Here is a 24752-nt window from a genome sequence, read left to right on the forward strand (position 1 = left end):
TCCCATTCCCCCCATCACGGGTTCATCCCCACCGCTCAGGAACGCTCGGCGGCCTCCACCACATTGGACAGCAGCAGCGCGCGGGTCATCGGGCCGACGCCGCCCGGGTTGGGGGTGAGGAAGCCGGCGACCTCCTCCACGTCGGGGGCCACGTCACCGGCGATCTTGCCGTTGACCCGGGAGACGCCCACGTCGAGGACGGCCGCGCCGGGCTTGACCATGTCACGCGTGATGAGCTCGGGCACGCCGGCCGCGGCCACGACGATGTCGGCGCGGCGCACGTGGGCGGCCAGGTCCTGGGTGCCGGTGTGGCAGAGGGTCACCGTGGCGTTCTCACTGCGGCGGGTCAGCAGCAGGCCGAGCGAGCGGCCGACGGTGATGCCGCGGCCGACCACGACGACGTCGGCGCCCTTGATCGGCACGTCGTACGCCTGGAGCAGCAGCACGATGCCGTGGGGGGTGCACGGGAGGGGCGCGTCGACCATGTGGACGAGGCGGCCGAGATTGACCGGGTGGAGGCCGTCGGCGTCTTTGGCCGGGTCCATGCGTTCCAGCAGCGCCATCGTGTCGAGGTGCTTCGGCAGCGGGAGCTGGACGATGTAGCCGGTGCAGGCCGGGGAGGCGTTGAGCTCGTCGATGGCCGCCTCGACGTCCTTCTGGGTGGCGGTGGCCGGGAGGTCGACGCGGATGGAGGCGATGCCGACCTCCGCGCAGTCGCGGTGCTTGCCCGCGACGTAGATCTGGCTGCCGGGGTCGTCGCCCACCAGGACGGTGCCCAGGCCGGGCGTGATGCCGCGGTCCTTGAGCGCGGCCACCCTGGTCGCGAGGTCTGCCTTGATCCTGGCGGCTGTCGCCTTGCCGTCGAGTTTCACTGCGCTCATGCCGTCAATCCTTCCACGACTCCCCTGCCACCCGGCACCGGCCGCGCGCCTGTCCACAGTTTTTCCACAGACGGGAGGCAGGCGGCGTACGTTGTCCACAGGGTAACGATGACATCGTTGTCATCGATCAACGAAAGGCATATCGTGTCGGGCGCCGACACCACCTGACGGAGGTACCCCTTGCCTGCCCGCTCCCCTCTCCCACGCCTCGGCGGTCTCCGCCGGCCCGGCCGTCCCGTACACGGATGACCTGCGTACTCGCCGTCGACATCGGCGGGACCAAGCTCGCCGCAGCGCTGGTCGACGAGGCCGGCTCCCTCCTGCGTCCGGCCACCCGGCCCACGCCGCGCGCCGACGTCATGGCCGCGCTGGCGGCCCTCGTCGCGGAGGTGACCGACGGCGGCCCGCCCCCGCACGCCGTCGGCGTCGGCTGCGCGGGCCCGCTCGACCTCACCACCGGCACCGTGAGCCCGGTGAACATGCCGAGCTGGCGCGGCTTCCCGCTGCGCGACGAGCTGCGGCGGCTGACCGGCCTGCCCGTGGTGCTGGCCGGCGACGCCCAGTGCATGGCGCTCGGCGAACACTGGCTGGGCGCCGGGCAGGGCAGCACCTCGTTGCTCGGCGTCGTCGTGTCCACCGGCATCGGCGGCGGCCTGGTGATCGGCGGCGCGCCGCTCCTGGGCCAGGCGGGCAACGCCGGGCACGTCGGCCACATGAGCGTCGATCCCGGCGGCGAGCGCTGCGAGTGCGGCGGCCGGGGCTGCGTCGAGCGCTACTCCAGCGGCCCCAACCTGGCCCGCTGGGCCCTGGAGAACGGCTGGGCGCCCGTCGGCGACCGCGACGCCAGGGCGCTGGCCGCCGACGCGGCCGGCGGGCATCCGGTGGCCGTGGCCGCCTTCGAGCGCGGCGCCAGGGCGCTGGCCGGCATGATCGCCTCCACGGCGGCCGCGGTCGAGCTCGACACCGTGGTCATCGGCGGCGGCGTGTCGGCGGCCGGCGAGGTGCTCTTCGGCCCGCTGGAGCGGGCGCTCGACGACGTGGCGGGGCTGGCGTTCGTCCGGGCGGTCCGGGTGCGGCCGACCACGCTGGGCGTGCGGGCGGGGCTGGCCGGGGCCGCCCGGCTCGCCTGGCGGCTGTCCGGCTAGTCTCGCTCGGCGAAGCGGGCCTCGCGGCGCTCGATGATCCGCCGGGTGAAGGGGATGAGCTCGACGACGCGGCTGCCGAGGTACGCACCGGCGAAGGCGAAGACCAGGAGGACAAACGGGCTGGTCGAGAAGCCGTTCATGGTCACGAAGGCGTGCAGGGTCGCGTCGAGCATGGAGACTCCGGGGGAGATGAGCACAGCAGGGCGGCAATCAGGGTAACCGGGCGACACCGATGCTCGCCGCCAAAACGGATAAAGGGCGACAAGTGATCTCTTGTCGCCCTTTATGTGATCAAGCGGTGATCAGTGGAAGAAGTGGCGCGTGCCGGTGAAGTAGAGGGTGACGCCCGCCTGCTCACAGGCGTCGATCACCTCCTGGTCCCGGATCGAGCCGCCGGGCTCCACGATCGCCTTGACCCCGGCCTCGATCAGCACCTGCGGCCCGTCGGGGAACGGGAAGAACGCGTCGGACGCGGCGACCGAGCCCGCGGCCCGCTCCCCCGCCCGGCTGACCGCGAGGCGGCAGGAGTCGACCCGGTTGACCTGGCCCATGCCCACGCCCACCGTGGCGCCGTCGGCGGCCAGCAGGATGGCGTTCGACTTGACCGAGCGCGAGGCGCGCCAGGCGAAGGCCAGGTCGGCCAGCAGCTCGGGCGAGGCCGCCGCGCCGGCCTTGAGCTCCCACGCCGACGGGTCGTCGCCGTCGGCGTCGATCCTGTCGACGTCCTGCAGCAGCAGGCCACCGTCGATCCGGCGGAACTCCAGCGACTGCGACGGCCGCTCCGGGCAGCGCAGCAGCCGCAGGCTCTTCTTGGCCCGCAGCACCTCCAGCGCCTCCGCGCTGAAGCCCGGGGCCACGACGACCTCGGTGAACACGTCGGCGATCTGCCGGGCCAGCTCGACGGTGACCTCGCGGTTGACCGCGATCACGCCGCCGTAGGCCGAGACCGGGTCGCAGGCGTGGGCCTTGCGGTGCGCCTCGGCCACGTCGGCGCCGACGGCGATGCCGCACGGGTTCTGGTGCTTGATGACGGCCACGCACGGCTCCGCGAAGTCCCAGGCCGCCCGCCAGGCCGCGTCGGAGTCGAGGTAGTTGTTGTAGGACATCTCCTTGCCGTGGAGCTGCTCGGCGTTGGCCAGGCCGACGGAGCCGGCGGTGTAGAGGGCGGCGCGCTGGTGCGGGTTCTCGCCGTAGCGCAGGACCACCTTGCGCTCGTACGCGGCGCCGGCGAACTCGGGGGACCCCTCCCCGCCCGTGTACGGCCCGGCGAACCAGTTGGCCACGGCCACGTCGTAGGCGGCGGTGCGGGCGTACGCGAGACCGGCCAGGTTGCGGCGCTCGTGCAGCGTGAAACCGCCCTCGGCCAGCGCGGTGAGCACGGAGCCGTAGGCGGCGGGGTCGACCACGACCGCGCAGGTGGCGTGGTTCTTGGCGGCGCCCCTGATCATCGCGGGCCCGCCGATGTCGATCTGCTCGACGCACTCCTCGTCGACGCCCCCCATGGCCACCGTCTGCTGGAACGGGTAGAGGTTGACCACCACGAGCTGGAACGGGTCGATCTCCAGCTCCTCGAGCTGGGCCACGTGGTGCGGCTTGGTGAGGTCGGCCAGCAGGCCGGCGTGCACGCGCGGGTGCAGCGTCTTGACCCGGCCGTCGAGGCACTCGGGGAACCCGGTGAGCTGCTCCACCTTGGTCACCGGGATCCCGTGGGACGCGATCGCGGCGGCCGTGCCGCCTGTCGACACGATCTCCACGCCGGCGCCGTCGAGTGCCCTGGCCAGCTCTTCGAGCCCGGACTTGTCGTAGACAGCGATCAGCGCGCGCCGGATGGCGATGCGAGTCACGTGCTTTCCCCTCCTGATTGGTTGCCGATGCGGACGATGCGTCCGCTGACCGTCCAGCCCTCGCGGGCCATCCGGCCGACGATGTCGACGAGCAGGCGGCGCTCGACGGTCTTGATGCGCTCGTGCAGGACCGGCTCGTCGTCCTCCGGCAGCACGGGCACCGCCTCCTGGGCGACGATCGGCCCCGTGTCGACCCCCGCGTCGGCCAGCATCACCGTGCAGCCGGTCACCTTCACCCCGTGGGCCAGCGCGTCGCGCACGCCGTGGGCGCCGGGGAAGGACGGCAGCAGCGCCGGATGGGTGTTGAGCACGGGGAACGCGTCGAGCGTGGGCGCGCCCAAAATTTTCATGAAGCCCGCCGACACCACCAGGTCGGGCTCGTACGATGCGATCTCGGCGGCCAGGGCGGCATCCCAGTCCGCCCGAGTCGCGTGATCGCTCAGTTTTTCAACAAATGTCGGGACATTTGCCTTGGTGGCCCTGGCCAGGCCTTCTATGCCGTCCCGGTCCGCGCCCACCGCCACCACTCGCGCACCGTACGACGGGTCGGCGGAAGCGTCCAGCAGGGCCTGTAGGTTGGTTCCAGAGCCGGAGACGAGGACGACGAGCCGCCCAGCCTTTGACACGCACACTCCAAAGAATGGAAACAGGGTGGGGCTGACAGGGTATCTGTTCCTCGCCCGGCGACGCAGAGGAGGTCAGGTGTCGACACCGGTGCAGGCACCGGCGGGTCAGCAGCCCGCCGATTCAGCGGGTCGCCGTGCGATCTGGTTGTCCATCGCGGCGCTGGCGATGACGTTCATGCTGCCGCTCGCCGGCCTGGTCATGGCCCTGTTCGCGCTCATGTCCGGCATCCGCGCGCTGCCGCGGCTGAGGAGCGCCCGCAAGCCCACGGGCACGGCCGTCGGCGGCATCACCATCTCCTCCATCGCGCTGGCCCTGTCGGCGATGGCCACGGGGATGCAGCTCTACCTGATGGACGAGTACTCCGCCTACCAGGAGTGCATGAAGGGCGCGGGCACGGTCTCGGCCCAGGGCGAGTGCTTCACCCAGTTCAGGGACGCCGCGCAGCGCAAGCTGCCGCCCGACGTCCTCCAGCTGCTCGGGGCGATGCAGCCCTAGTCGCGGTCCCAGGCGTAGGGGTCGACGTAGATGACGTGACCGCCGCGGTCGTCGGACTCGTCCACGATGTCCTTGCGCGGCGGGCGGGGCGGGCCGTCGGGGGTGGCCTCGGCCGGGCGCGGACGGGCCTGGGCCAGGGTCTCGGCCTCGGCGGAGGCGTGCTCGTCCTGCCAGTCGTCCCTGATGACCGGGATCTCCTGGGTGTCGGCCTCGGTGGCGTCCATCCAGTGGCCGGGCAGGGGGCGCGGGTCGGACTCGGCCAGGCCCACCTTGCTGGCCGCCTTGGCGATGGCCGCGCCCGCCTTGCGGACCGGCGCGGCGGCCTTGTCGAGCGGCGCGCGGGCCTTCTTGTTGAGCAGCAGCAGGTTGGCCACGCCCGCCGAGATGCCGGCGGCCACGCCCACCTCCAGTGCCACCGACAGGGCCACCTCCCACGGGGACGGGCCGATCGCCGACAACCGGCCGCCGCCGATGGGACCGCCGGACAGCGCGGCCAGCAGGCCGGCGACCAGGCCGGTGGAGACGCCGGTCAGGAAGCCCCACAGGGGGGCGGCCTCGTACGAGTGCGAGGGCGAGATGCGGGCCACGAACACGCCCGCCACCGCGCCCGCCGCGAACGGCAGCGCGATCACCGCCATCATCCACGCGGGCACCGGCCCGCTCTCGGGCAGCGCGCCCAGCATCGGCAGGCTCGGCACCGTGCCGAGCTGCACACCGGTCGGGGCGACCAGCGTGTCCGCGCCGATGGCGAAGCCGGGGCCGGCGATGTAGGAGGAGGCCCAGACCACGGCGTTGAGCAGGTAGAGGAGCTGGAGGAGCAACAGCAGCACGCCGCCGACGAACCCCGGCGCGAGCACGTTCGACAGCTCCCTGACCTGCCCGAAGTTCAGCACGACCGCGACCAGCACCAGCCCCAGCCCGGACGCCAGCAGCGACGTCGTGGCCACCGCCGTGCCGACCGTGACGGCCCGCAGCCGCTCGGGCAGCAGCTTCAGCATGATCCGCCAGGGCCCGATCATGCGCGCGGTGGCCAGCGAGCCCGCCAGGAAGGCCAGCACGAAGTGGCTGAGCAGCGCCTCGCCGATGAACGGCTGGGTGATCTCGTTGCTCGCCACCAGCGCGATCAGCCCGGCCAGCAGCGCGTAGGGGGCCGCCAGCGAGACGCCGGCCTGGCCGACCAGCACGAGTTGCGCGCGGCGGCGGGCGTTGGCCTGCTCGCGCGGGCTGTTCTTGGGCAGCCGGGCGGGCAGGCGCAGCCGCAGGTCGGCGTCGCGGGCCATCCAGCGGCCGGCGCGGTAGAGCAGGAACGCGGGCAGGACCATCAGCCCGAGAGGCAGCAGCCCGACCCGGCCGCCGGGCATCGCGAAGCCCGCATGGTGGGCGGCCAGCCAGAGCTGCGCCGCCGCGCGGAACACCCCCGGCAGGCCCGCGCCGAGCGTGCCGCGCGGCGCGGCGATCCAGCCGACGAGGGTGAGCGTGGTGAGCACGGCCAGGCCGACGCCGAGCGTGCAGGCGGCGGCGAGCATCCCCGACACGGGTAGCGGCCGCCTCGACTCGTCGTCGTCGGTCGAGACCCCGGGGAGCTTGCCGAGCACCGACTTGGGGGCGGTACGCAACTGGTCGAGAATGGCCGTCACAGATGTGATTTTCTCAATCTTTCCCAACCATCGCTTGGTTGACGCGCCGCAAGGGGTCCACTTTGTCGCCGCAACACCCCCGCGAACGCGCTCCGCCCCCTTTCCCCGGCCTTTACGCGCCGCCCCTGGAGGCCCAGAGCATGGAAAAGCCCCGCATGGCGACAGCCAGGCGGGGCTTTTCCACGCGTGACTAGCGGGACTGCATGATCTCGCGCATCAGGCGGGCCGTCTCGGAGGGGGTCTTGCCGACGCGGACGCCGACCTTCTCCAGGGCCTCCTTCTTGGCCTGGGCGGTGCCGGCCGAGCCGGAGACGATGGCGCCGGCGTGGCCCATCGTCTTGCCCTCGGGGGCGGTGAAGCCCGCGACGTAGCCCACGACCGGCTTGGTGACGTGCTGCTCGATGTAGGCCGCGGCACGCTCCTCGGCGTCGCCGCCGATCTCACCGATCATCACGATCGCGTCGGTGTCCGGGTCGTCCTGGAACGCCTGGAGCGCGTCGATGTGCGTGGTGCCGATGACCGGGTCGCCGCCGATGCCGACCGCGGTGGAGAAACCGAAGTCGCGCAGCTCGTACATGAGCTGGTAGGTCAGCGTGCCGGACTTCGAGACCAGGCCGATGCGGCCGGCGGTGGTGATGTCGGCGGGGATGATGCCGGCGTTGGACGCGCCGGGCGAGGCGATGCCGGGGCAGTTGGGACCGATGATGCGGGTCTTGTTGCCCTTGGCCACCGCGTACGCCCAGAACTCGGTCGAGTCGTGGACCGGGATGCCCTCGGTGATCACGACGCAGAGCGGGATCTCCGCGTCGACGGCCTCCTTGACGGCGGCCTTGGTGTGGGCCGGCGGCACGAAGACGACCGACACGTCGGCGCCGGTCTGCTCCATGGCCTCCTTCACCGTGCCGAACACGGGCAGGCCCTCGTGCGTGATGCCCGCCTTGCGGGCGTTGACGCCGCCGACGACCTTCGCGCCGGAGGCGAGCATGCGGCGGGTGTGCTTGGTGCCCTCACCGCCGGTCATGCCCTGAACAATGATCTTGCTGTTCTCGGTCAGCCAGATAGCCATGACTCACGCACCTACCGCAGCGAGCTCGGCGGCCCGCTTGGCCGCGTCGTCCATCGTGTCAACCAGCTCGACCCGCGGGAGCGCGGCGTCGGCCAGGATCTGCCGCCCGAGCTGGGCGTTGTTGCCGTCGAGGCGGACCACCAGCGGGTGGGTCACGGCCTCGCCGCGGCTCTCCAGCAGCTTGAACGCCGAGACGATGCCGTTGGCGACGGCGTCGCAGGCGGTGATGCCGCCGAAGACGTTCACGAAGATCGACTTGACGCTCGGGTCGGAGAGGATGATCTCCAGGCCCGCGGCCATGACCTCGGCCGAGGCGCCGCCGCCGATGTCGAGGAAGTTCGCCGGGGACGGCTTGCCGGGGAACGCCTCACCGGCGTAGGCGACCACGTCGAGGGTGGACATGACCAGCCCCGCGCCGTTGCCGATGATGCCGACGTCGCCGTCGAGCTTGACGTAGTTGAGGTCCTTCTCCTTGGCCTTGGCCTCCAGAGGGTCCTCGGCGGCCTTGTCGGCCAGCGCCTCGTGGTCGGCCTGGCGGAAGCCGGCGTTCTCGTCGAGGGTGACCTTGCCGTCGAGGGCCTTCACCTGGCCGTCGGCCGACAGGATCATCGGGTTGACCTCGACCAGCGTGGCGTCCTCGTCGACGAAGCAGCACCAGAGCTTCTCGATGAGCTCGGCGGCGCCGTCGAGCGCCTTCTCGGGCAGGCCGCCGGCCACCGCGATCTCACGGGCCTTGGCGCGGTCGATGCCGCCGAGGGCCGAGACCGGCACCTTGGCGACCTTCTCGGGCGTGTTGTGGGCGACCTCTTCGATGTCCATGCCGCCGGCGGCGGAGCAGATCGCGAGGAAGGTCCGGTTCGCACGGTCGAGCAGGAAGGAGAAGTAGTACTCCTCCGCGATCGCGCTGGCCTCCTCCACGAGTACCTTGTGGACCGTGTGGCCCTTGATGTCCATGCCGAGGATGGCGGTGGCCTTCTCGACCGCGTCGGCGGCGTCGTCGGCCACCTTCACGCCGCCGGCCTTGCCGCGACCGCCGGTCTTGACCTGGGCCTTGACGACAACGCGGCCGGTCAGCTCCTCAGCAGCCGCCCGCACCTCCTCCACGGTGTTGGCGACGATGCCGCGTGGCACCGGGATGCCGTAGTCAGCGAAGAGCTCCTTCGCCTGATGTTCGAACAGGTCCACGAGGGTCCGTCCTTGCTTATCCGACTGATGTTCGACGGCCCGGGCAACTGCGCTTACGGTCGCGTCCGCTCGCCGATCGTGTCGGCTTCGTGCCTCGCTCTCTCACGGCGAGCTCCTACGCTCAGGGGTGCGTGCCGGGCGTTTCCGCCAGTGAAGCCTAGCCCCAAGCTTGACCTGCACAGGTCATCGGGGCACGGTTCTTCCGCTATGTGACGGTGATCTCACTTCACCATGTCCCTCTCTGCACCGAAAGTGCACCAATTCGCTGCCTTATGCGGTGTCTGTCGATATATGGTCGTGATCTTCAATTGGCAGGATTCCTGCTCCCCTCATTCTTGATCTGAAGGAATCGGATGAAGCGAATTATCGCGGGCCTGGCCCTGGCCTCCGCGGCGGCGCTCGTGGCCGCGACCCCGGCCCAGGCCGCGCCCGTGGACCCGGCGAAGGCGCTGAAGAAGCAGTACGTCGCCGGGCACGGCGTACGGTTCACCGAGACGTCCCGCACCTCGCTGGACGGCAAGAGCACCGGCGCCACGAGGATGACCGGCGTTTTCGAGTTCGGCGGGTCCGGAATCATCGCCTCGGACCTGAGGAATCGCAGCACCGGCAAGAACTCCGACGTGTTCGCGTCACTGATGCCGTCCCGGATGATCACCGTGGGCAAGCACGTATACGCGCAGGGCGGTCTCTACAGCGAGGGCCTTCCCGAAGGCAAGAAATGGGTCCGCTACCCCGACACCGGCCTCAGGACCAGCAGCTACAACCAGATGCTCGACGTCTTCGAGCCCAAGGTGCTGAACGCCCTGGTCTCCCACGCCAAGAGCACCAAGGGCGGGATCTACCGCGGCTCGCTCACGGTCAAGGAGCTCGGCAAGATCTACGGCCAGCCGGTCGACAAGAAGGTCGCCAAGGTCGAGGTCTCCTACCTGCTCGCCCTGAACTCCAAGGGCCTGGTCACCAGGGTCGTCAGCGACTGGACCCTCGACTACGGCATCCTCGGCGCCAGCCACAACACGACCGAGACCCGCTTCACCGGCTGGGGCTCCAAGGTCAAGGTCAAGGCCCCGCCGGCCGACCAGGTGGCCGACATCACCGAGCTCGGCGACGACAGCACGGTCCCGCAGGACATCCCGAACGGCTCGCTCAACTCGCTGGGCGGCGTCAGGTAGCCCCGTCGGGTCCCTTCTTCCTCAGGAAACTCATGAAGCGATTGCTCGCGGCCGCGGTGACGGCCGCGGCGCTCGTCCCGGCCGCCCCCGCACAGGCGGCCGGGGACCCGGGCGCGGTGCTGAAGCACCAGTTCGTCCCGGGCCACGGGGTGACCATCTCCGAGACCACGCGCTACACGTCGGACCGTCCGCGCGACACCGAGGTCACCCAGATCACCGGAGCCGTGGAGTTCGGCGCGTCGGGGCCGTGGCGCCCAGCGAAAGTCGAGCAGCTTCTTCAGGACATCCCCGAAGGTTCCACCAGCTCGCTCGGCCTGATCAAGTAGGCCGTCGAGCTGTCGTCAATCCCCCTCACATCAAGGAACACAACCGCACATGAAGCGAACCCTCACCGGCGTCGCGCTGGCGACGGCCGCCGCCCTGGTGGCCGCGACCCCCGCCCTGCTGGCGACCCCGGCGCAGGCGGCGGCACCCAAGAGCCCCGTGACCGCCGTCAAGAAGCAGCTCGTCCCGGGCAAGGGAGTGAAGTTCAGCGAGCGCATCACCCTCACGGACGGTGCGCGGAGCGAGGTCTTCATCCGGCGCACGGGCACCTTCCAGTTCAGCAAGTCGGGCATCGCCGCCTCGGACATCACGGGCAAGTTCGCCCTCTCGCTGTCCGACCTGAGCGAGGAGGCGCCCGAGGAGATGAAGGCCCTCGCCACGCCCGAGCGCACGATCCGGATCGGCACGACGTCGTACATGTCCGGCGGCCTGTGGAGCACGGTCCTGCCGGAGGGCGAGACCTGGTTCAAGGCCCCGCACGGCCCGACGGGCGGCCTCACCGGCACCTTCGGCCAGCCGGTGAACGTCGCCGAGCAGGCCACGCTCAAGACGCTGCTCAAGACCGCCAAGCCGGTGAGCGGCGGCTACGCGGGCACGATCACCGTCCGCGACCTGCGGAAGGTCTCGCCCTGGTACCGGGCGAGCGCGATCGACCCGAGGCCCACGGCCAAGGCGCTGAAGAGCGTCATCACCTGGAAGCTCACCGTGAACGCGGCCGGCCTGCCGGTCCGCCTGGTGGCCACGTTCCCGCAGACCGCGATCACGGGCTCGGGCTCCAAGCGGGACGGCGTGCGGGTCGACACCCGCTTCACCGGCTGGGGCGGGGCCGTGTCGATCAAGGCTCCGACGGCTGAGGACGTCTCCAGCGAGTTCGACAACGGCAAGGACGACATCTCCTCCCTCGACCTGCCGTTCGGCGTCAGCGTCGCCAAGTAGTACCGCGCTCCGCGCCTCTCCCGTCGCCGCTTGGCGGGAGAGGCGTGGCGCCGGGCCCTCGTGGCCGCCCGGCGCGCGGGTCAGGCGAGGCGTGAGTCGCGCAGGGCCGCCCACTCCAGCGAGTGCCTGATGCCCTCCTCGACGGTGAACCGGGCCTGCCAGCCGAGCAGCCGGCGCGCCAGGTCGCTGCGCGTGTACGCCCCCGCCACGTCACCGGGCCGGGCGGGCGCCTCGACCACGTCGATCGGCCGGTCGACCACCCGGTTGAACGCCTCGGCCAGCTCCCGGACCGTCGTGCCGGCGCCGGTGCCCAGGTTGATCACATCGGCGTCCAGGGAGTCGAACCGGCGCAGCGCCTCCACGTGCGCGGCGGCCAGGTCCCAGACGTGGACGTAGTCGCGGATGCCCGTGCCGTCGCTCGTCGGGTAGTCGGTGCCGGTGATCCGGAACGGCACGCCGTCCTCGTACGCCTCGATCATCTTGCCCAGGGCGTGGCTGGGACGGCGCAGTTGCAGGCCCGTGCGCATGGCCGGGTCGGCGCCTATCGGGTTGAAGTAGCGCAGCGAGAGAATACGGATCGGGCGGGTGGCGGCGATGTCGGCGAACATGGCCTCGCAGACCGCCTTGGTCCGCGCGTACGGGCTCTGCGGGGCGAGCGGCGAGCCCTCGTCCACGGTGTGGTCCTCGCCGGCGCGGTAGATCGACGCGGACGAGCTGAAGATCATCCGCTCGCAGCCGTTGCGCAGCAGGTGGTCGGTGAACTCCAGGCTCTTGGCGACGTTCGCGCGGTAGTAGCCGACCGGGTCGGCGACGGAGTCGGGCACGACGATCAGGGCGGCGCAGTGGACGACGGCCTCGATGCCGGGGTGCTCGGCGAAGATCTTGTCGACGAGGGCGCCGTCGTCGATGTCCCCCTCGTAGAAGGCCCGGCCCTCGGCGAACTCCCTGCGGCCCGTCACGAGGCTGTCGAGGATCACGGGCTCGATGCCGGCGTCGAGGCACGCCGACCCGATCGTGCTGCCGATATAGCCCGCCCCACCGGTAATCAATACGCGCATCCCCGCAGCCTATGAGGACGCCGCGAGGGCCGCGCGCCGTCACGATGATCTTCATGACGTCCGGCTCGCGGGGACGCCGGGCCTGTCTTTCGCTGGTCATGTCGGCCCAGCCGTGCGACATTTCCTGGTATGGGCAGGGACGTGCCAGTCGTCGTGTTCAGCCGGGACGATCGCCGGAAATATCGGGAAAAGGTGCGTCGATGTCTCGACGTCTTCGCCCAGATGTTGCGCGAGTCCCGCTTCGAGTTCGACCGCCCCCGCGCCGGCCTGGAGATCGAGCTCAACATCGTGGACGCCCACGGCGAGGCCGCCATGCGCAACGCCCAGGTGCTGGCCGCGATCGAGCAGCCGGACTGGGCCACCGAGCTGGGCCAGTTCAACATCGAGATCAACGTCGAGCCGCAGGAGCTGACCGGCGACGGCCTGCTCCACCTGGAGGAAGACGTACGGAGGCGGCTCAACCACGCCGAGGAGCGCGCCCGCTCCCAGGACGGGCACCTGGTGCTGGTCGGCATCCTGCCCACGCTGCGCGAGCAGGACATCGGCGAGGGCACCCTGTCGGCCAACCCCCGCTACCGTCTGCTCAACGAGCAGATCTTCGCCGCCCGCGGCGAGGACCTGCACCTGTGCATCGAGGGCGTGGAACGCCTCGACACCCACGCCGACAGCGTCGCGCCCGAGGCCGCGTGCACCAGCGTCCAGCTCCACCTCCAGGTCAGCCCGGAGGCGTTCGCGCCGCACTGGAACGCCGCCCAGGTCATCGCGGGCCCCCAGGTCGCGGTCGCGGCCAACTCCCCCTACCTGTTCGGCAGGGAGCTGCACCGCGAGACCAGGATCGCGCTGTTCGAGCAGGCCACCGACACCCGTCCGGCCGAGCTGAAGACGCAGGGCGTGCGGCCGCGGGTGTGGTTCGGGGAACGCTGGATCACCAGCGTCTTCGACCTGTTCGAGGAGAACGTCAGCTACTACCCCGCGCTGCTCCCCCTGTGCGAGGAGGAGGACCCGCGTGCCGAGCTGGAACAGGGACGCATCCCCCATCTGCACGAGCTGACCCTGCACAACGGCACCGTCTACCGCTGGAACCGGCCCGTCTACGCGGTCGTGGACGGCGTGCCGCACCTGCGCGTGGAGAACCGCGTCCTGCCCGCCGGTCCCACGGTGGCCGACATCGCCGCGAACGCCGCGTTCTACTACGGGCTGATGCGCGTGCTCCCGTCGGCCGAGCGGCCGATCTGGAGCCAGATGTCCTTCCGCACCGCCGAGGACAACCTCGCCGCCGCGGCCCGGCACGGCCTGGACGCCCGGCTGTACTGGCCGGGGCTGGGCGAGGTGCCGGCGGCCGAGCTGATCCTGCGCCGGCTGCTGCCCATGGCGCGCGAGGGCCTGGCCGAGTGGGGCGTGCACACGCCGGTCGCCGACCGGCTGCTCGGCATCATCGAGAGACGCTGCCTGACCGGCCGTACGGGCGCGACGTGGCAGGTCGAACGGGTGCGCGCGCAGGGCGGCGACCGGCACGAGGCGTTACGCGCCATGACGTTGGACTACATCGACCGCATGCACGGCAACGATCCGGTGCACACTTGGGACGTGTGAACCTCGTGCGTCGCCGCGTCCTCGTCCTGGCCCTCGTCCTGCTCCTCGCCGCGTGCGGCGTCACCCGGCCCGCGTCCAGGGACGTCCAGGGGGCCGACACGTTCGAGGACGACATGCGGACCGCGCGCACGCTCACCGAGTCGTTCTGGGCGGAGTTCTTCGACCAGCAGGGAATGACTTATCGGCCTATAGCCGACTTCATCCCTTACTCCGGGAGCTCCGGTCCCACCTGCGGGGGCGAGCCGTCCGTGCCGAACAACGCCTTCTACTGCCCCGAGGGCCACTACATCGCCTTCGACCGGGCCTGGATGGAGTCCCTGTGGAACGACATGGGCGACGGCTCGGTGTACGTGATCATCCCCCACGAGTTCGGGCACGCCGTCCAGGCCCAGCTCAGGACCGGTTTCGAGCTGAACGTCCAGGCCGAGCTCCAGGCCGACTGCTACGCCGGCGGGACGCTGTCGGCGCTGGTCCGCTCGGGCTCCCTGCAGGCTCAGCCCGGTGACGAGGACGAGCTCATGACCAGCCTGGAGTCGGCCGGCGACCCCACCGACGACTGGCTGAACCCCGCCGCCCACGGCACCGCCGAACAACGCCAGACCTCCTTCGCCGACGGTTACGAGGGCGGCGTCGGCGTCTGCTGAGGATGTACGCGCGGGTCAACCCAGAGGATGATGTGTCTGATCATGACCTGCGTCTACGGTGGAGTCATGCCACTGGAGGAGATCGGCTGGCTGCGTAAAGGCGCGTGCAGGTCCAGCGACCCTGACCTCTTCTTCCCCCTCGCCGCCTCACCGTTGCAGGAGGCGCGGGCGAAGGCCGTCTGCGCCCGCTGCCCGGTCGTGGACGAGTGCCGTTCCTACGCCTTACGCGCGGGCGAGACGGAAGGCATCTGGGGCGGCCTCACCCCGCAGGAACGCCGCCGCACCCGCTTCCCCGCGGGCTGGCGCAACTCCGCCGCCTCCTGACCCCTTCCCCACCAACCGGACACGCCCCCGCCGACCGGCGCCGCCCCGCCGTGCCCCTGGTGCCTTCTGACCGGACGGCGCGACGCCAGGGCCCGCTGACGCCTTTTCGCCGGGCGGCGTGACGCCGGGGTTCTGGGGCGCGACGTAGCCTGCAAGGGTGCTGTTGCGCTCGATCGCCGTCCTCGCCGCCGCCAACGTCCTCAACAACAAGATCGCCCCCAGGCTCGCCCCCCTGACGTCCGCCGCCGCCACCGCCGCGCTCGTGGCCATGGCCCGCCGGCACGGGGTGTCCTGGCGGGAGCTCGGGTTCGAGAAGGCCCCCAAGGGCGCGGCCGTCGGCGGGGCGCTGGCCACGGCCGTGGCCGCCGTCTACACCGTGGGCATCGCCGTACCCCGCACCAGGCCGCTCTTCCACGACGAGCGCGCCCTGTCGCTCACGCGCGCCCGCGCCCTGGAGGAGGCCCTGATCCAGGTCCCCCTGGGGACGGTCCTGCTGGAGGAGGTCGGGTTCCGCGGCGCGCTGCACGCCATGGTGGCCGCGCGGCACGGCGCGGTGGCCGCCACGGCGGTCTCCTCGGCCCTGTTCGGCCTCTGGCACATCCTTCCGGCGATCGACATGGCCCGCGCGAACCCGGCGCTCGGGGCGCTGACCGCGGGCGAGCCGCCCGCACACCTCGACGTCGCGCGGGTGGTGGCGGGCAGCGTGTTGTCCACGGCGGCGGCGGGGGTGCTCTTCTGCGAGCTCCGGCGGCGCGGCGGGCTGCTGGCGCCGTCGATGCTGCACCTGGCGACCAACTCGCTCGGTTACCTCTTCGCGAGGATCTCGGCGAAGGCTGCCGGTGACGGCCGGGGAGAGACTTCCTCCAGCGGGGGATGAGGATTCCACCTCGGAAGATGAGAATCCTTCCCCATGTCCTTGGAACGGTCCAGGAGCCTGCCTCGATGCCTCTAACGTCTCGGCCACGCCCTCCTCGGAAGCGGACCAGTCCGGGGGAGGCGTATATCAAGATCGCTATTCCTGATATACGCTGGAGGTACGGAGGTGGTGCTGCATGCGTACTGTGATCGACATCGACAAGGGACTGCTGGAGCTGGCCCAGCACGAATTGGGGACATCGACCATGAAGGAGACGGTGAACGCTGCCCTGGAGGAGGTCGCCGACAGGGCCAAACGACGCGAAGCCTTCGAATACTGGCGCACCCGCGACAATACGGATCTCCTCGACTCGGAGATCATGAAGCATGCGTGGTGACCACCGGAGTGGTCTACCTCATCGACAAGAGCGCGCTGGCCCGCATGCCGCATCCAGCGGTCCACCAGGCCCTCGAACCGCTCATGCTCGACAAGACGCTCGCCGTCTGCGAGGTCACGCAACTGGCGGTGCTCTACAGCGCCCGTGACCCCAAAGGCTACGAGAGGGACGCCCGCTACCTGCGGGAAGGCTTCCGCCTCCTGTCCATCACGCACAAGGAGGTCGGGCCCAGGGTGCTGGAGGTGCAGGCGATGCTCGCCGGGAGGTCGCACCACCGGGCGGTCGGGCCGAGCGACCTGCTGATCGCCGCCTGTGCCGAGGTGCATCAGGCGACGATCCTGCACTACGACCGGGACTTCGACATCATCTCCGAGGTCACCGGGCAGCCCGCGCTCTGGGTGGTGCCGCCGGGTTCGATCCCCTGATCCGAGGGCGGAAGGGTCAGGCCGTGGGCACGACCTGGAAGCCTTCCGCGTAGTGGCCCTCGCCGAAGCCGGCCTGCTCGGCCCAGGCGGCGAAGCGGCCGCGTACGAAATCGGCGAAGCCCTCGACGTGGGCGACCTGGCTGACGTGCGACTGCAAGGCCGCGAGCTTGCGGTCCATGACCTCGGTGACGTCGACCCAGTGGTTGGGGGTCGGGCCGCCGTTCAGCCAGACCTCCCTGACCGTCCACGCCTCAAGGCCCTCGTCGCGCAGCAGCTCGGGGAAGGCGTAGGGGTTGCGGGCGTCGGGGTAGACCGCGTCGAGCGCGGCGCCGCCCACGGCCCGGTGGTCGGGGTGGCTGGGGGCGACGAACTGGTAGTTGCGGTCGGGGTGGTGGGTGATGACCAGGTCGGGGCGTACCTGGCGGATGACCCTGGCGATGTCGCGCCGGAGGTCGAGCGAGGGCACGACGCGGCCGTCGGAGTAGCCGAGGAAGCGTACGTCCGTCACTCCGACGGCCTTGGCGGCGGCGAGCTGCTCGGTCCTGCGCAGCTCGGCCATGCCGGAGTTGTCCAGGGCGCGCTCGTTGCCGCCTGCGTCACCGTCGGTGACCAGCAGGTACGTCACCTCCACACCCCGCTCGACGAAAAGCGCCACGCTCCCCGCCGATCCGAAGTCGACGTCGTCGGGATGGGCGGTGACGGCGAGTACCCGGTTGATCTCGGCTTCCGGCAGCATGGTTCCCCTTCCTGGACCCTGTACGGAGGACAACCGGCACCCCGTCGGAGGCATTCCGGGCGCCGTTTGTCGGTGGCGCGTCTTAACCTAGGTGGGTGCCGACCCAAGTCTCTGTTGACCACCCCTTGCTCGACGGCCTCAACCCCCAGCAGCGCGAGGCCGTGATCCATCATGGCAGCCCGCTGCTCATCGTGGCGGGTGCGGGGTCGGGGAAGACGCGGGTGCTCACCCACCGCATCGCCTACCTGCTGGCCGAGCGCAACGCGCATCCGGGCGAGATCCTGGCCATCACCTTCACCAACAAGGCCGCCCGCGAGATGAAGGAGCGCATCGACAAGCTCGTCGGGCCGCGTTCCAAGGCGATGTGGGTGATGACGTTCCACAGCGCGTGCATGCGCATCCTGCGGCGCGAGGCCAAGCGGCTGGGCTTCCCGTCGAGCTTCTCGATCTACGACCAGGCCGACTCCCAGCGGCTGATGGCGATGGTCTGCAGGGAGATGGAGCTCGACCCGAAGCGCTACCCGCCGCGTTCGTTCTCGGCGCAGGTCAGCAACTTCAAGAACGAGCTGGTCGACTACGAGACCGCGCTGGACAGGGCGGGCTCGCACCTGGAGAAGACGCTCGCGCAGGCGTACAAGGCCTATCAGCTCAAGCTGACCGAGGCCGGCGCGATGGACTTCGACGACATCATCATGAACACGGTGACGTTGTTCCAGCTCTTCCCCGAGGTGGCCGAGCACTACCGGATGCGGTTCAGGCACGTGCTGGTCGACGAGTACCAGGACACCAACCACGCCCAGTACATCCTGATCCGCGAGCTGGTGGGCCATCCCGAGCTGCGCACCGCCGACGGCGACGTGGTGCGTTCGGGCAGCGACATGTCCGAGTTGTGCGTGGTGGGCGACGCCGACCAGTCGATCTACGCCTTCCGCGGCGCGACGATCCGCAACATCCTGGAGTTCGAGCGCGACTACCCCGACGCCCGCACGATCCTGCTGGAGCAGAACTACCGCTCCACCCAGAACATCCTGGCCGCGGCCAACGCGGTGATCGCCCGCAACGAGGGGCGCAAGCCGAAGAACCTCTGGTCCGACCAGGGCGACGGTCCCAAGATCGTGGGCTACGTCGCCGACAACGAGCACGACGAGGCCATGTTCGTGGCCCAGGAGGTCGACCGGCTCAGCGACGAGGAGGGCGTCAGGCCGAGCGAGGTCGCGGTGTTCTACCGGACCAACGCCGCCTCCCGCGTGTTCGAGGAGATCTTCATCCGCACCGGGCTGCCGTACAAGGTGGTCGGGGGCGTGCGCTTCTACGAGCGCAAAGAGGTCAAAGACCTGCTGGCCTACCTGCGGGTGCTGGCCAACCCGTCCGACGTGGTGTCGATGCGGCGCATTCTCAACGTGCCCAAGCGCGGCATCGGCGAGCGCGCCGAGGCGATGATCGAGGCGCTGTCCTCGCGCGAGCGCATCTCGTTCTGGGACGCGCTGCGCCGGGCCGACGAGGCGTACGGCATGGCGACGCGCTCGCTCAACGCGGTGCGCGAGTTCGTGGCGATGATCGAGGAGCTGATCGCCAAGGCCGAGGGCGTGCCGCCGTCGACGCTGGCCGAGGAGATCCTCGTGGCCACCGGCTACCGCGCCGAGCTGGAGGCGTCGGAAGACCCCCAGGACGAGTCCCGCCTGGAGAACCTCAACGAGCTCGTCTCGGTGGCCTCGGAGTTCGAGGAGGCCAATCCCGAGGGCACGCTGGTGGAGTTCCTGGAGCAGGTGTCGCTGGTGGCCGACGCCGACCAGATCCCCGACGCCGACGGCGGCCAGGGGGTCGTCACGCTGATGACGCTGCACACGGCCAAGGGGCTGGAGTTCCCGGTCGTCTTCCTGACCGCGATGGAGGACGGCGTGTTCCCGCACGTCCGGTCGCTGGGCGAGCCGAAGGAGCTGGAGGAGGAGCGGCGGCTGGCCTACGTCGGCATCACCCGGGCGCAGAAGCGGCTCTACCTCACGCGGGCGGCGGTGCGCAGTTCGTGGGGGTCGCCGTCGTTCAACCCGGCCTCGCGGTTCGTGAACGAGGTGCCGGGGCAGCTCATCGACTGGCGTACCGACCCGGAGAAGTCGGCCTGGAGCGCGGCGACGCGCCGGGAGCCGGCCCCGCGGCCGGCGCCCAAGGGCGGGGGGCCGCGGCAGGTCCTGTCGCTGACGCCCGGCGATCGGGTGACCCACGACAAGTGGGGGCTCGGCACGGTGGTGTCCGTGGACGGGGTGGCGGAGAAGACCAAGGTCAAGATCGACTTCGGTGGCGACGGGGAGAAGACGCTGCTGCTGGCGTACGCGCCCCTGGAGAAGCTCTGACCCCTGGCCGGCGGGTGCCGGGCTCCTGACGGGGCCCGCAGGGGGCAGGGCTCCTGGTGGGAGCCCTGCCGGCGGGGCCGCGGTCAGGCCTTGAGGGCGCTGCCCTGCTTCCACTGGGTCCAGTTGAGCTGCCAGTAGCTCCAGCCGTTGCGCCAGTCGAGCTTGCGCTTGGTACCGGTGATCTTGACGACGTCACCGCGCTGGGCGATGCCGTAGAACCACTTGGAGCCCTCGGGGGTGGCGCGCACGCAGCCGTGGCTCTGGTTGGAGCGGCCGAGGTACTGGTAGTAGCCGGCGCTCTGGTGGACGTACTCGCCGCTGTCGGAGATGCGCACCGCCCAGGGGATCTCCTCCTTGTAGTAGCGCGGGTCCTTGGGGTCGGTCACCCCCATCCAGGACGACGTCATCGTCTCGACGGACTTCTTGCCCATGGTGAGGTGCACGCCGCTGGTGGTGAGGTAGACGTCCACGCCGTTGCGCATCAGGCCGCCGCGGCCGGCGCTGATCGCGATCTTCTTGGCGATCTTGCCGTCCCGGTAGACCTTCATCTGGTGCCTGCGGGTGTCGACGACCGAGATGTTCGCGGTGCCGACGGCGAAGCGGCGGGTGACGTCCTCGGCCTTGTTGCCGGGGAGCTGGCTGAGGCGCGCGGTGAACAGCACCTTCTGGTGCGGCTTCCAGTACGTCTTCGTCCGGTAGATGACCTTGCGGGCCGACACCCAGCGCCAGGCGCCCTCGGCCGGTTTGTCGGCCTGGACCTCCAGCAGCGCCTCGACGGCGGCCTTGTCCTTCACATCCCGGTCGAACGTGACGATGATCGGAAAACCGACGCCGACCTTCTCCGACGTCTCCCCCATGGGCGTGATGTCGGCGATGTCGAGCTTGACCTTCTTGGCCGGGGCCGCGACGTGAGCAGCCGCGGCGGCGCCCACGGAGGCGGTCGTCCGGACCTCCGGGGCCTGCTGGGCCGGTACACCTTCTGCCGAACAGGCCGCGGCCGAGACCAGTGCGACCATGGCAAGCAACCGGGGGACGCGATTCAAGGGGGTTACTCCTGGATTATGTGCTTCTCCTTCCATGTGTGACTACTGAGACGAGTGATTCGTCTACGTATGGCCGTAACGACCTTGTAACGGTCCAGAAAGCAGGGTCAGACCAGGCGGCGCGCGGTGGCCCAGCGGGACAGCTCGTGCCGGTTGGAGAGCTGGAGCTTGCGCAGCACGGACGAGACGTGGGTCTCCACGGTCTTGACCGAGATGAACAGCTCCTTGGCGATCTCCTTGTACGCGTAACCGCGGGCGATCAGCCGCAGCACCTCGCGTTCGCGCTGGGTGAGCGAGTCGAGCTCGGGATCGATCGACGGCGCCTCGGACGAGGCGAAGGCGTCGAGGACGAACCCGGCCAGCCGCGGCGAGAAGACCGCGTCGCCGTCGGCCACCCGGCGGATGGCGTCGGTGAGCTCCCTGCCGCTGATGTTCTTGGTCACGTAGCCGCGGGCGCCGCCCCTGATGACGCCGATGACGTCCTCGGCGGCGTCGGAGACCGACAGGGCGAGGAAGCGGACCTGCGAGCCGGTGCTGAGGACGCGGCGCAGCACCTCCTGGCCGCCGCCGCCGGGCATGTGCACGTCGAGCAGGACCACGTCGGGCTGGTGCTCGGCGATGGCCTTGACCGCCGTCTCGACGTCCTCAGCCTCGCCCACGACCTCGATCGAGTCGCCCAGCTCCGCGCGTACGCCGGATCTGAACAGCCGGTGGTCGTCGACGATCAACACGCGTGTCATTGCTTGTCCACCTTCATCGTCAGCATCACTTCCGTGCCCTCCCCGGGCTCGGTGCGGACCCTGGCCGTGCCGCCGTGACGTTCCATTCTCCCGATGATGGACTCCCTGATGCCCATTCTGTCGAGGGGCACCGCCTCAAGGTCGAAGCCCTTGCCGCGGTCCTTCACGAAGATGGTCACCTCCAAGCCCTCCACCTCCGCGTAGACGGAGATGGCCGGGCTCTCAGAATATTTGGCCGCGTTGACCATCGCCTGCCTGGACGCATTGAGCATCGCCGCCAGCTTGCCCTGCGGGTCGAGGTCGATGTCGCCGACGCAGACGACCTCGATGGGCACGCCGTGGGAGTCCTCCTCCTCGGCCGCGATCCTGCGGACGGCGGCGGCCACGGTGGCGTCGGCGTCCTGGGCGGGCTGGTAGAGCCAGTTGCGCAGCTCGCGTTCCTGGGAGCGGGCCAGCCTGGTGACCTCGCGGGGGTCGTGGGAGACGCGCTGGATGAGGGTGAGCGTGTGCAGCACCGAGTCGTGCACCATGGCGGCCACCTCGGCGCGTTCCTCCTGCCGGATGCGCTCGCGGCGTTCGAGCTGGAGCTCCTTCCACAGGCCGGCCAGCCAGGGCGTGGCGATGACCGCGATGCCGCCGACCACGACGACGGTGAACATCAGGCCGGGCCTGGCCTTGGCCAGTTCGCCCTGGGCGTACAGGAAGCCGGCCGCGCCGATGACGACCAGCGTCACACCGAGCAGCGTGCGCACGCGGTTGGTCCGGATGCTCTTGGTGGCGCCGCTGACCCAGTTCTTGCGGCGTTCGGGATCGGCCTGCTGCCAGAGGATGAGCGCGCCGATCCCGCCGACGGCGAACGGCAACATGCCGATCCCGCCCTTCGAGGCCCCCGTCAGCCAGCCGAACGCGGCCAGCGCCACGCCGATCGCGCTGAACGCGGCGAGCTGACTCCAGTCGCGCTGGGGCGGCTGGCCCTCGTACGGCTCACGCGGAGTGATCATCCACAGCACGGCGTACGCCACCATGCCGACCCCGTCCACGACGCTGAGCAGCACGAACATCAGCCTGATCACGACGGGATCGAGGGAGAGCTGCGCCGCCAGCCCCTGGGCCACGCCGCCGAGCAGGCGGCCCTCCATGGGGCGGAGCATCCGGCGATAGGGTCGATCGCCGGTGGGCTCGGCAAGTGTCTTCTGGTCTGCCATAACATCGCCATCGTCACATGTCGCGGGCACTTCGGGCATCAGGGAACAACCCCCAGGGTCGAGTCAGGGGTCTCCCGGATGCGGGCACCCCGCCCGACGGTCCACGATGGTTTCATGACAGAAGCTCCGCCCAGGCAACCCGCCGCCCCGCCCCGGGAGCTGCGACGCAGCAGCGAAGGGCGCTTCCTCATGGGCGTCTGCGCCGGCCTCGGGCGGCACACCGGCATCGACCCCGTGGTGTTCCGCGTGGCGTTCGCCGTGCTCCTGCTCGGCTCGGGCATCGGCATCTTCCTGTACATCGCGGCGTTCCTGCTGATGAAGGAGCCCAACGGCGGGCCGGGGATCATCGAGCAGTGGACCCGGCGCGACTTCGACGCCGAGGCCGTGATGGCGCTGCTGACGGCGGTGCTCGGGTTCGGCCTCGCGCTCAACCTGGCGACCGTGTGGCTCGACACCGGCACGCTGGTGGTCGGCGTGCTGCTGGCCGTCTCGCTGCTCGCGGCCCACTCCAACGGCGTCGACCTGCTGGCGCTCGCCCGCTCGATGCCCGAGCGGCTCGGTCGCCGGCGCTCCCCCGACGCGGAGGCGCCCGCGCCGTCCTACGCGCCGTCCGCGCCCGCCGCCCCGGTACGTCCCGCCGAACCCGGCTGGTCCGGCCTGGGCGACAGCGCGGCGGCTCACCCCGAGTCCGCGGCGCCGGCCCCCAGGACGACGGCCGCCGCCCACGCCGAGGCCGTGGCCGCGCGACTGCGGGCGATGTCCGCCGGACGGCAGCCCGAGGCACCCCGTACGGACGAGCCCGAGGCGCCCCAGGCGAGGGAAGAACGGGCCGAGATGTCGAAGATCGAGGCCGCACAGGCGATGGAGACCGCCGGAGCCGTCACGGCGGAGCACCGCCTCCCGCCGGACGCGACCCGCCAGGCCGAGCCCCCGCGGACGGACGCCCCCCACGCGGAGGCCCCTCAGACCGACGCCCCTCAGACGGAGGCCCCTCAGACGGAGGCTCCCCAGACGGACGCACCTCGGGCGGAGTCACCGAAGACCCGGGTCGAGGCCCCGCAGGCGGCGTCGCGGCAGGAGCCGCCCGCCTACCGCCCCCAGCCGAAAACCGCGATCGACTACAGCGGCTACGGCGAACCCTTCGCCCCGAAGGGCCCCTACCGCCCGCTCGACCCCGCCAGGCGGTCCGGCTACTCGCCCTACGACCCCGCCCTGTACGGCCGCCCGGCCCCCAGCCCGGCGCCACGGCAACGGCGCCCCAAGTCGTTCATCGGGGCCATCACCATCTTGCTCGCGATCATAGTGGGAGGGATCGTCGTGGCGGTCCAGGCCAGGTCGGCCGGGGGCGTGAGCCCGACCATCGTCGGCGGCGCCGTGCTCATCACCATCGGCGCCGGGCTGCTCATCGCCGCCTGGTGGGGCCGCGGAGCCGGCCTCGTCGCGGCGGGCACCACGGTCGCGCTGCTGATCGGCGTGGGCCTGATGCTGGGCGGTCTGCCCCGCAACATCGGCGACTCCACCTGGTACCTGACCAAGCCCGCGGAAGCCGGCAAGGTCTACGACGTGGGCGTCGGCGACGGACGGCTCGACCTGACGGAGCTGAAGGCGCTGCCGGGCACGAGCCTGACGTTCGACGCCAGGGTCTCCGTGGGCGAGCTGACCGTGATCGTGCCGCCGACGGCCAGGGTCGAGGTGCACGCGTCGAACAAGGTCGGCGACATCAAGGTCGACCAGTCGATCAGGGGCGGCGTCGACGTCAAGTTCGACAAGGTGCTGGAGCCCGAGATCAGGTCCGAGGACGAGGAGTTCACGATCGTGCTGAACCTGCGGAGCGGCCTCGGCGACATGGAGGTGCGGCGTGGCGCGTGACGTCGAGCAGCGCGTCCGGCGGCTGCACAGGACCGACTGGATGGCCCTGCTGAGCGGCACGTTGTTCGTGGTGCTGGGCATCCTCGTCGTGACCCGCGAGCTCAGGGACGCCCTGGTCCTGATCGGGGTGACGGTGGTCGGGCTGGCCTTCGCGGGGGTGGTGGCGATCATCGCGCGGGTGGTCCGCGGCAAGTAACCCTTGACC

26 protein-coding genes are annotated in these 24752 nt (G+C 70.6%); 14 read left to right on the forward strand and 12 right to left on the reverse strand.

Annotated features, from left to right (window positions below):
• Window positions 1-35: 35 nt before the first annotated feature.
• Window positions 36-881, reverse strand: coding sequence for a bifunctional methylenetetrahydrofolate dehydrogenase/methenyltetrahydrofolate cyclohydrolase (locus ACIHAD_RS04230; protein WP_397352878.1), 846 nt, complete (start codon window positions 879-881; stop codon window positions 36-38).
• Between the two features lie 245 nt (window positions 882-1126).
• Between ACIHAD_RS04230 and ACIHAD_RS04235 the strand changes: the two genes are divergently transcribed.
• Window positions 1127-2026 (forward strand): ROK family protein, encoded by a 900-nt coding sequence (locus ACIHAD_RS04235; RefSeq protein WP_397352879.1) that lies wholly within the window; start codon window positions 1127-1129, stop codon window positions 2024-2026.
• Here ACIHAD_RS04235 and ACIHAD_RS04240 read toward each other — a convergent pair.
• The 3 genes from ACIHAD_RS04240 to purN form a co-directional block, all read right to left on the reverse strand.
• A complete protein-coding gene (locus tag ACIHAD_RS04240; RefSeq protein ID WP_397352880.1) occupies window positions 2023-2199 on the reverse strand; it encodes a hypothetical protein in 177 nt (58 codons plus the stop codon). The genes ACIHAD_RS04235 and ACIHAD_RS04240 overlap by 4 nt on opposite strands.
• A 129-nt stretch (window positions 2200-2328) precedes the next feature.
• The gene (gene purH / locus ACIHAD_RS04245) at window positions 2329-3870 is read right to left on the reverse strand and encodes a bifunctional phosphoribosylaminoimidazolecarboxamide formyltransferase/IMP cyclohydrolase (protein ID WP_397352881.1); all 1542 of its coding nucleotides are present in this window, start codon (window positions 3868-3870) and stop codon (window positions 2329-2331) included.
• Entirely contained in the window at window positions 3867-4496 is a 630-nt protein-coding gene (purN, locus tag ACIHAD_RS04250) for a phosphoribosylglycinamide formyltransferase (protein ID WP_397352882.1), read from the reverse strand. The genes purH and purN overlap by 4 nt, the downstream gene beginning before the upstream one ends.
• Window positions 4497-4572: 76 nt before the next feature.
• Between purN and ACIHAD_RS04255 the strand changes: the two genes are divergently transcribed.
• The gene (locus tag ACIHAD_RS04255) at window positions 4573-4992 is read left to right on the forward strand and encodes a hypothetical protein (protein WP_397352883.1); all 420 of its coding nucleotides are present in this window, start codon (window positions 4573-4575) and stop codon (window positions 4990-4992) included.
• On the opposite strand, the gene ACIHAD_RS04260 is transcribed toward ACIHAD_RS04255, so the two are convergent.
• The 3 genes from ACIHAD_RS04260 to sucC form a co-directional block, all read right to left on the reverse strand.
• Window positions 4989-6629 carry a DUF6350 family protein gene (locus ACIHAD_RS04260; RefSeq protein ID WP_397352884.1) on the reverse strand — a complete coding sequence of 547 codons (1641 nt, stop codon included), beginning with the start codon at window positions 6627-6629 and terminating at the stop codon, window positions 4989-4991. The two genes, ACIHAD_RS04255 and ACIHAD_RS04260, sit on opposite strands and share 4 nt — an antisense overlap.
• A gap of 190 nt (window positions 6630-6819) precedes the next feature.
• Window positions 6820-7695, reverse strand: coding sequence for a succinate--CoA ligase subunit alpha (gene sucD, locus ACIHAD_RS04265; RefSeq protein ID WP_397352885.1), 876 nt, complete (start codon window positions 7693-7695; stop codon window positions 6820-6822).
• Between the two features lie 3 nt (window positions 7696-7698).
• Window positions 7699-8880: an ADP-forming succinate--CoA ligase subunit beta gene (sucC, locus tag ACIHAD_RS04270; protein ID WP_397352886.1), complete on the reverse strand. Its 1182-nt coding sequence runs from the start codon at window positions 8878-8880 to the stop codon at window positions 7699-7701.
• Between the two features lie 353 nt (window positions 8881-9233).
• Between sucC and ACIHAD_RS04275 the strand changes: the two genes are divergently transcribed.
• From ACIHAD_RS04275 to ACIHAD_RS04285, 3 genes are read left to right on the forward strand one after another with little or no spacing between them, the layout of a single operon-like run.
• Window positions 9234-10049 (forward strand): hypothetical protein, encoded by an 816-nt coding sequence (locus ACIHAD_RS04275; protein WP_397352887.1) that lies wholly within the window; start codon window positions 9234-9236, stop codon window positions 10047-10049.
• A 32-nt stretch (window positions 10050-10081) separates the two neighbouring features.
• On the forward strand, window positions 10082-10375 hold the full coding sequence (locus tag ACIHAD_RS04280; RefSeq protein WP_397352888.1) for a hypothetical protein: 294 nt from the start codon (window positions 10082-10084) through the stop codon (window positions 10373-10375).
• 49 nt (window positions 10376-10424) lie between these two features.
• Window positions 10425-11309, forward strand: a complete 885-nt coding sequence (locus tag ACIHAD_RS04285; protein ID WP_397352889.1) for a hypothetical protein — start codon at window positions 10425-10427, stop codon at window positions 11307-11309.
• Window positions 11310-11389: 80 nt separating this feature from the next.
• On the opposite strand, the gene galE is transcribed toward ACIHAD_RS04285, so the two are convergent.
• Entirely contained in the window at window positions 11390-12367 is a 978-nt protein-coding gene (galE, locus tag ACIHAD_RS04290) for a UDP-glucose 4-epimerase GalE (RefSeq protein ID WP_397352890.1), read from the reverse strand.
• A 192-nt stretch (window positions 12368-12559) separates the two neighbouring features.
• Here galE and ACIHAD_RS04295 point away from each other — a divergent pair, with 192 nt between their 5' ends.
• From ACIHAD_RS04295 to ACIHAD_RS04320, 6 genes are all read left to right on the forward strand, one after another.
• Window positions 12560-13960, forward strand: a complete 1401-nt coding sequence (locus tag ACIHAD_RS04295) for a glutamate--cysteine ligase (protein WP_397352891.1) — start codon at window positions 12560-12562, stop codon at window positions 13958-13960.
• Window positions 13957-14604 (forward strand): neutral zinc metallopeptidase, encoded by a 648-nt coding sequence (locus ACIHAD_RS04300; RefSeq protein ID WP_397352892.1) that lies wholly within the window; start codon window positions 13957-13959, stop codon window positions 14602-14604. Before ACIHAD_RS04295 ends, ACIHAD_RS04300 begins: the two co-directional genes overlap by 4 nt.
• 66 nt (window positions 14605-14670) lie before the next feature.
• On the forward strand, window positions 14671-14928 hold the full coding sequence (locus tag ACIHAD_RS04305) for a WhiB family transcriptional regulator (RefSeq protein WP_397352893.1): 258 nt from the start codon (window positions 14671-14673) through the stop codon (window positions 14926-14928).
• A gap of 157 nt (window positions 14929-15085) precedes the next feature.
• Entirely contained in the window at window positions 15086-15805 is a 720-nt protein-coding gene (locus tag ACIHAD_RS04310; RefSeq protein ID WP_397352894.1) for a CPBP family intramembrane glutamic endopeptidase, read from the forward strand.
• A gap of 175 nt (window positions 15806-15980) precedes the next feature.
• A complete protein-coding gene (locus ACIHAD_RS04315) occupies window positions 15981-16181 on the forward strand; it encodes a type II toxin-antitoxin system VapB family antitoxin (protein ID WP_397352895.1) in 201 nt (66 codons plus the stop codon).
• Entirely contained in the window at window positions 16175-16606 is a 432-nt protein-coding gene (locus ACIHAD_RS04320; RefSeq protein WP_397352896.1) for a PIN domain nuclease, read from the forward strand. The genes ACIHAD_RS04315 and ACIHAD_RS04320 overlap by 7 nt, the downstream gene beginning before the upstream one ends.
• A gap of 16 nt (window positions 16607-16622) precedes the next feature.
• Here ACIHAD_RS04320 and ACIHAD_RS04325 read toward each other — a convergent pair whose 3' ends face one another.
• Entirely contained in the window at window positions 16623-17342 is a 720-nt protein-coding gene (locus tag ACIHAD_RS04325; RefSeq protein WP_397352897.1) for a PIG-L deacetylase family protein, read from the reverse strand.
• A gap of 125 nt (window positions 17343-17467) precedes the next feature.
• Between ACIHAD_RS04325 and pcrA the strand changes: the two genes are divergently transcribed.
• Window positions 17468-19690, forward strand: coding sequence for a DNA helicase PcrA (gene pcrA, locus ACIHAD_RS04330; RefSeq protein ID WP_397353045.1), 2223 nt, complete (start codon window positions 17468-17470; stop codon window positions 19688-19690).
• Window positions 19691-19773: 83 nt separating this feature from the next.
• Here pcrA and ACIHAD_RS04335 read toward each other — a convergent pair whose 3' ends face one another.
• The 3 genes from ACIHAD_RS04335 to ACIHAD_RS04345 all read right to left on the reverse strand — a co-directional run bounded on the left by ACIHAD_RS04335 (window position 19774) and on the right by ACIHAD_RS04345 (window position 22678).
• Window positions 19774-20733 (reverse strand): L,D-transpeptidase, encoded by a 960-nt coding sequence (locus ACIHAD_RS04335; protein WP_397352898.1) that lies wholly within the window; start codon window positions 20731-20733, stop codon window positions 19774-19776.
• Between the two features lie 107 nt (window positions 20734-20840).
• Window positions 20841-21473: a response regulator gene (locus ACIHAD_RS04340; protein WP_397352899.1), complete on the reverse strand. Its 633-nt coding sequence runs from the start codon at window positions 21471-21473 to the stop codon at window positions 20841-20843.
• Window positions 21470-22678 (reverse strand): PspC domain-containing protein, encoded by a 1209-nt coding sequence (locus ACIHAD_RS04345; protein ID WP_397352900.1) that lies wholly within the window; start codon window positions 22676-22678, stop codon window positions 21470-21472. The genes ACIHAD_RS04340 and ACIHAD_RS04345 overlap by 4 nt, the downstream gene beginning before the upstream one ends.
• Window positions 22679-22792: 114 nt before the next feature.
• Between ACIHAD_RS04345 and ACIHAD_RS04350 the strand changes: the two genes are divergently transcribed.
• Window positions 22793-24547 carry a PspC domain-containing protein gene (locus ACIHAD_RS04350; protein WP_397352901.1) on the forward strand — a complete coding sequence of 585 codons (1755 nt, stop codon included), beginning with the start codon at window positions 22793-22795 and terminating at the stop codon, window positions 24545-24547.
• Complete coding sequence (locus tag ACIHAD_RS04355) at window positions 24537-24743, forward strand: hypothetical protein (RefSeq protein WP_397352902.1); 207 nt, start codon at window positions 24537-24539, stop codon at window positions 24741-24743. Before ACIHAD_RS04350 ends, ACIHAD_RS04355 begins: the two co-directional genes overlap by 11 nt.
• The last annotated feature ends 9 nt before the right edge of the window (window positions 24744-24752 follow it).

The sequence above is a fragment of the Nonomuraea sp. NPDC052265 genome (assembly GCF_044547985.1).
Taxonomy (GTDB): Bacteria; Actinomycetota; Actinomycetes; order Streptosporangiales; family Streptosporangiaceae; genus Nonomuraea.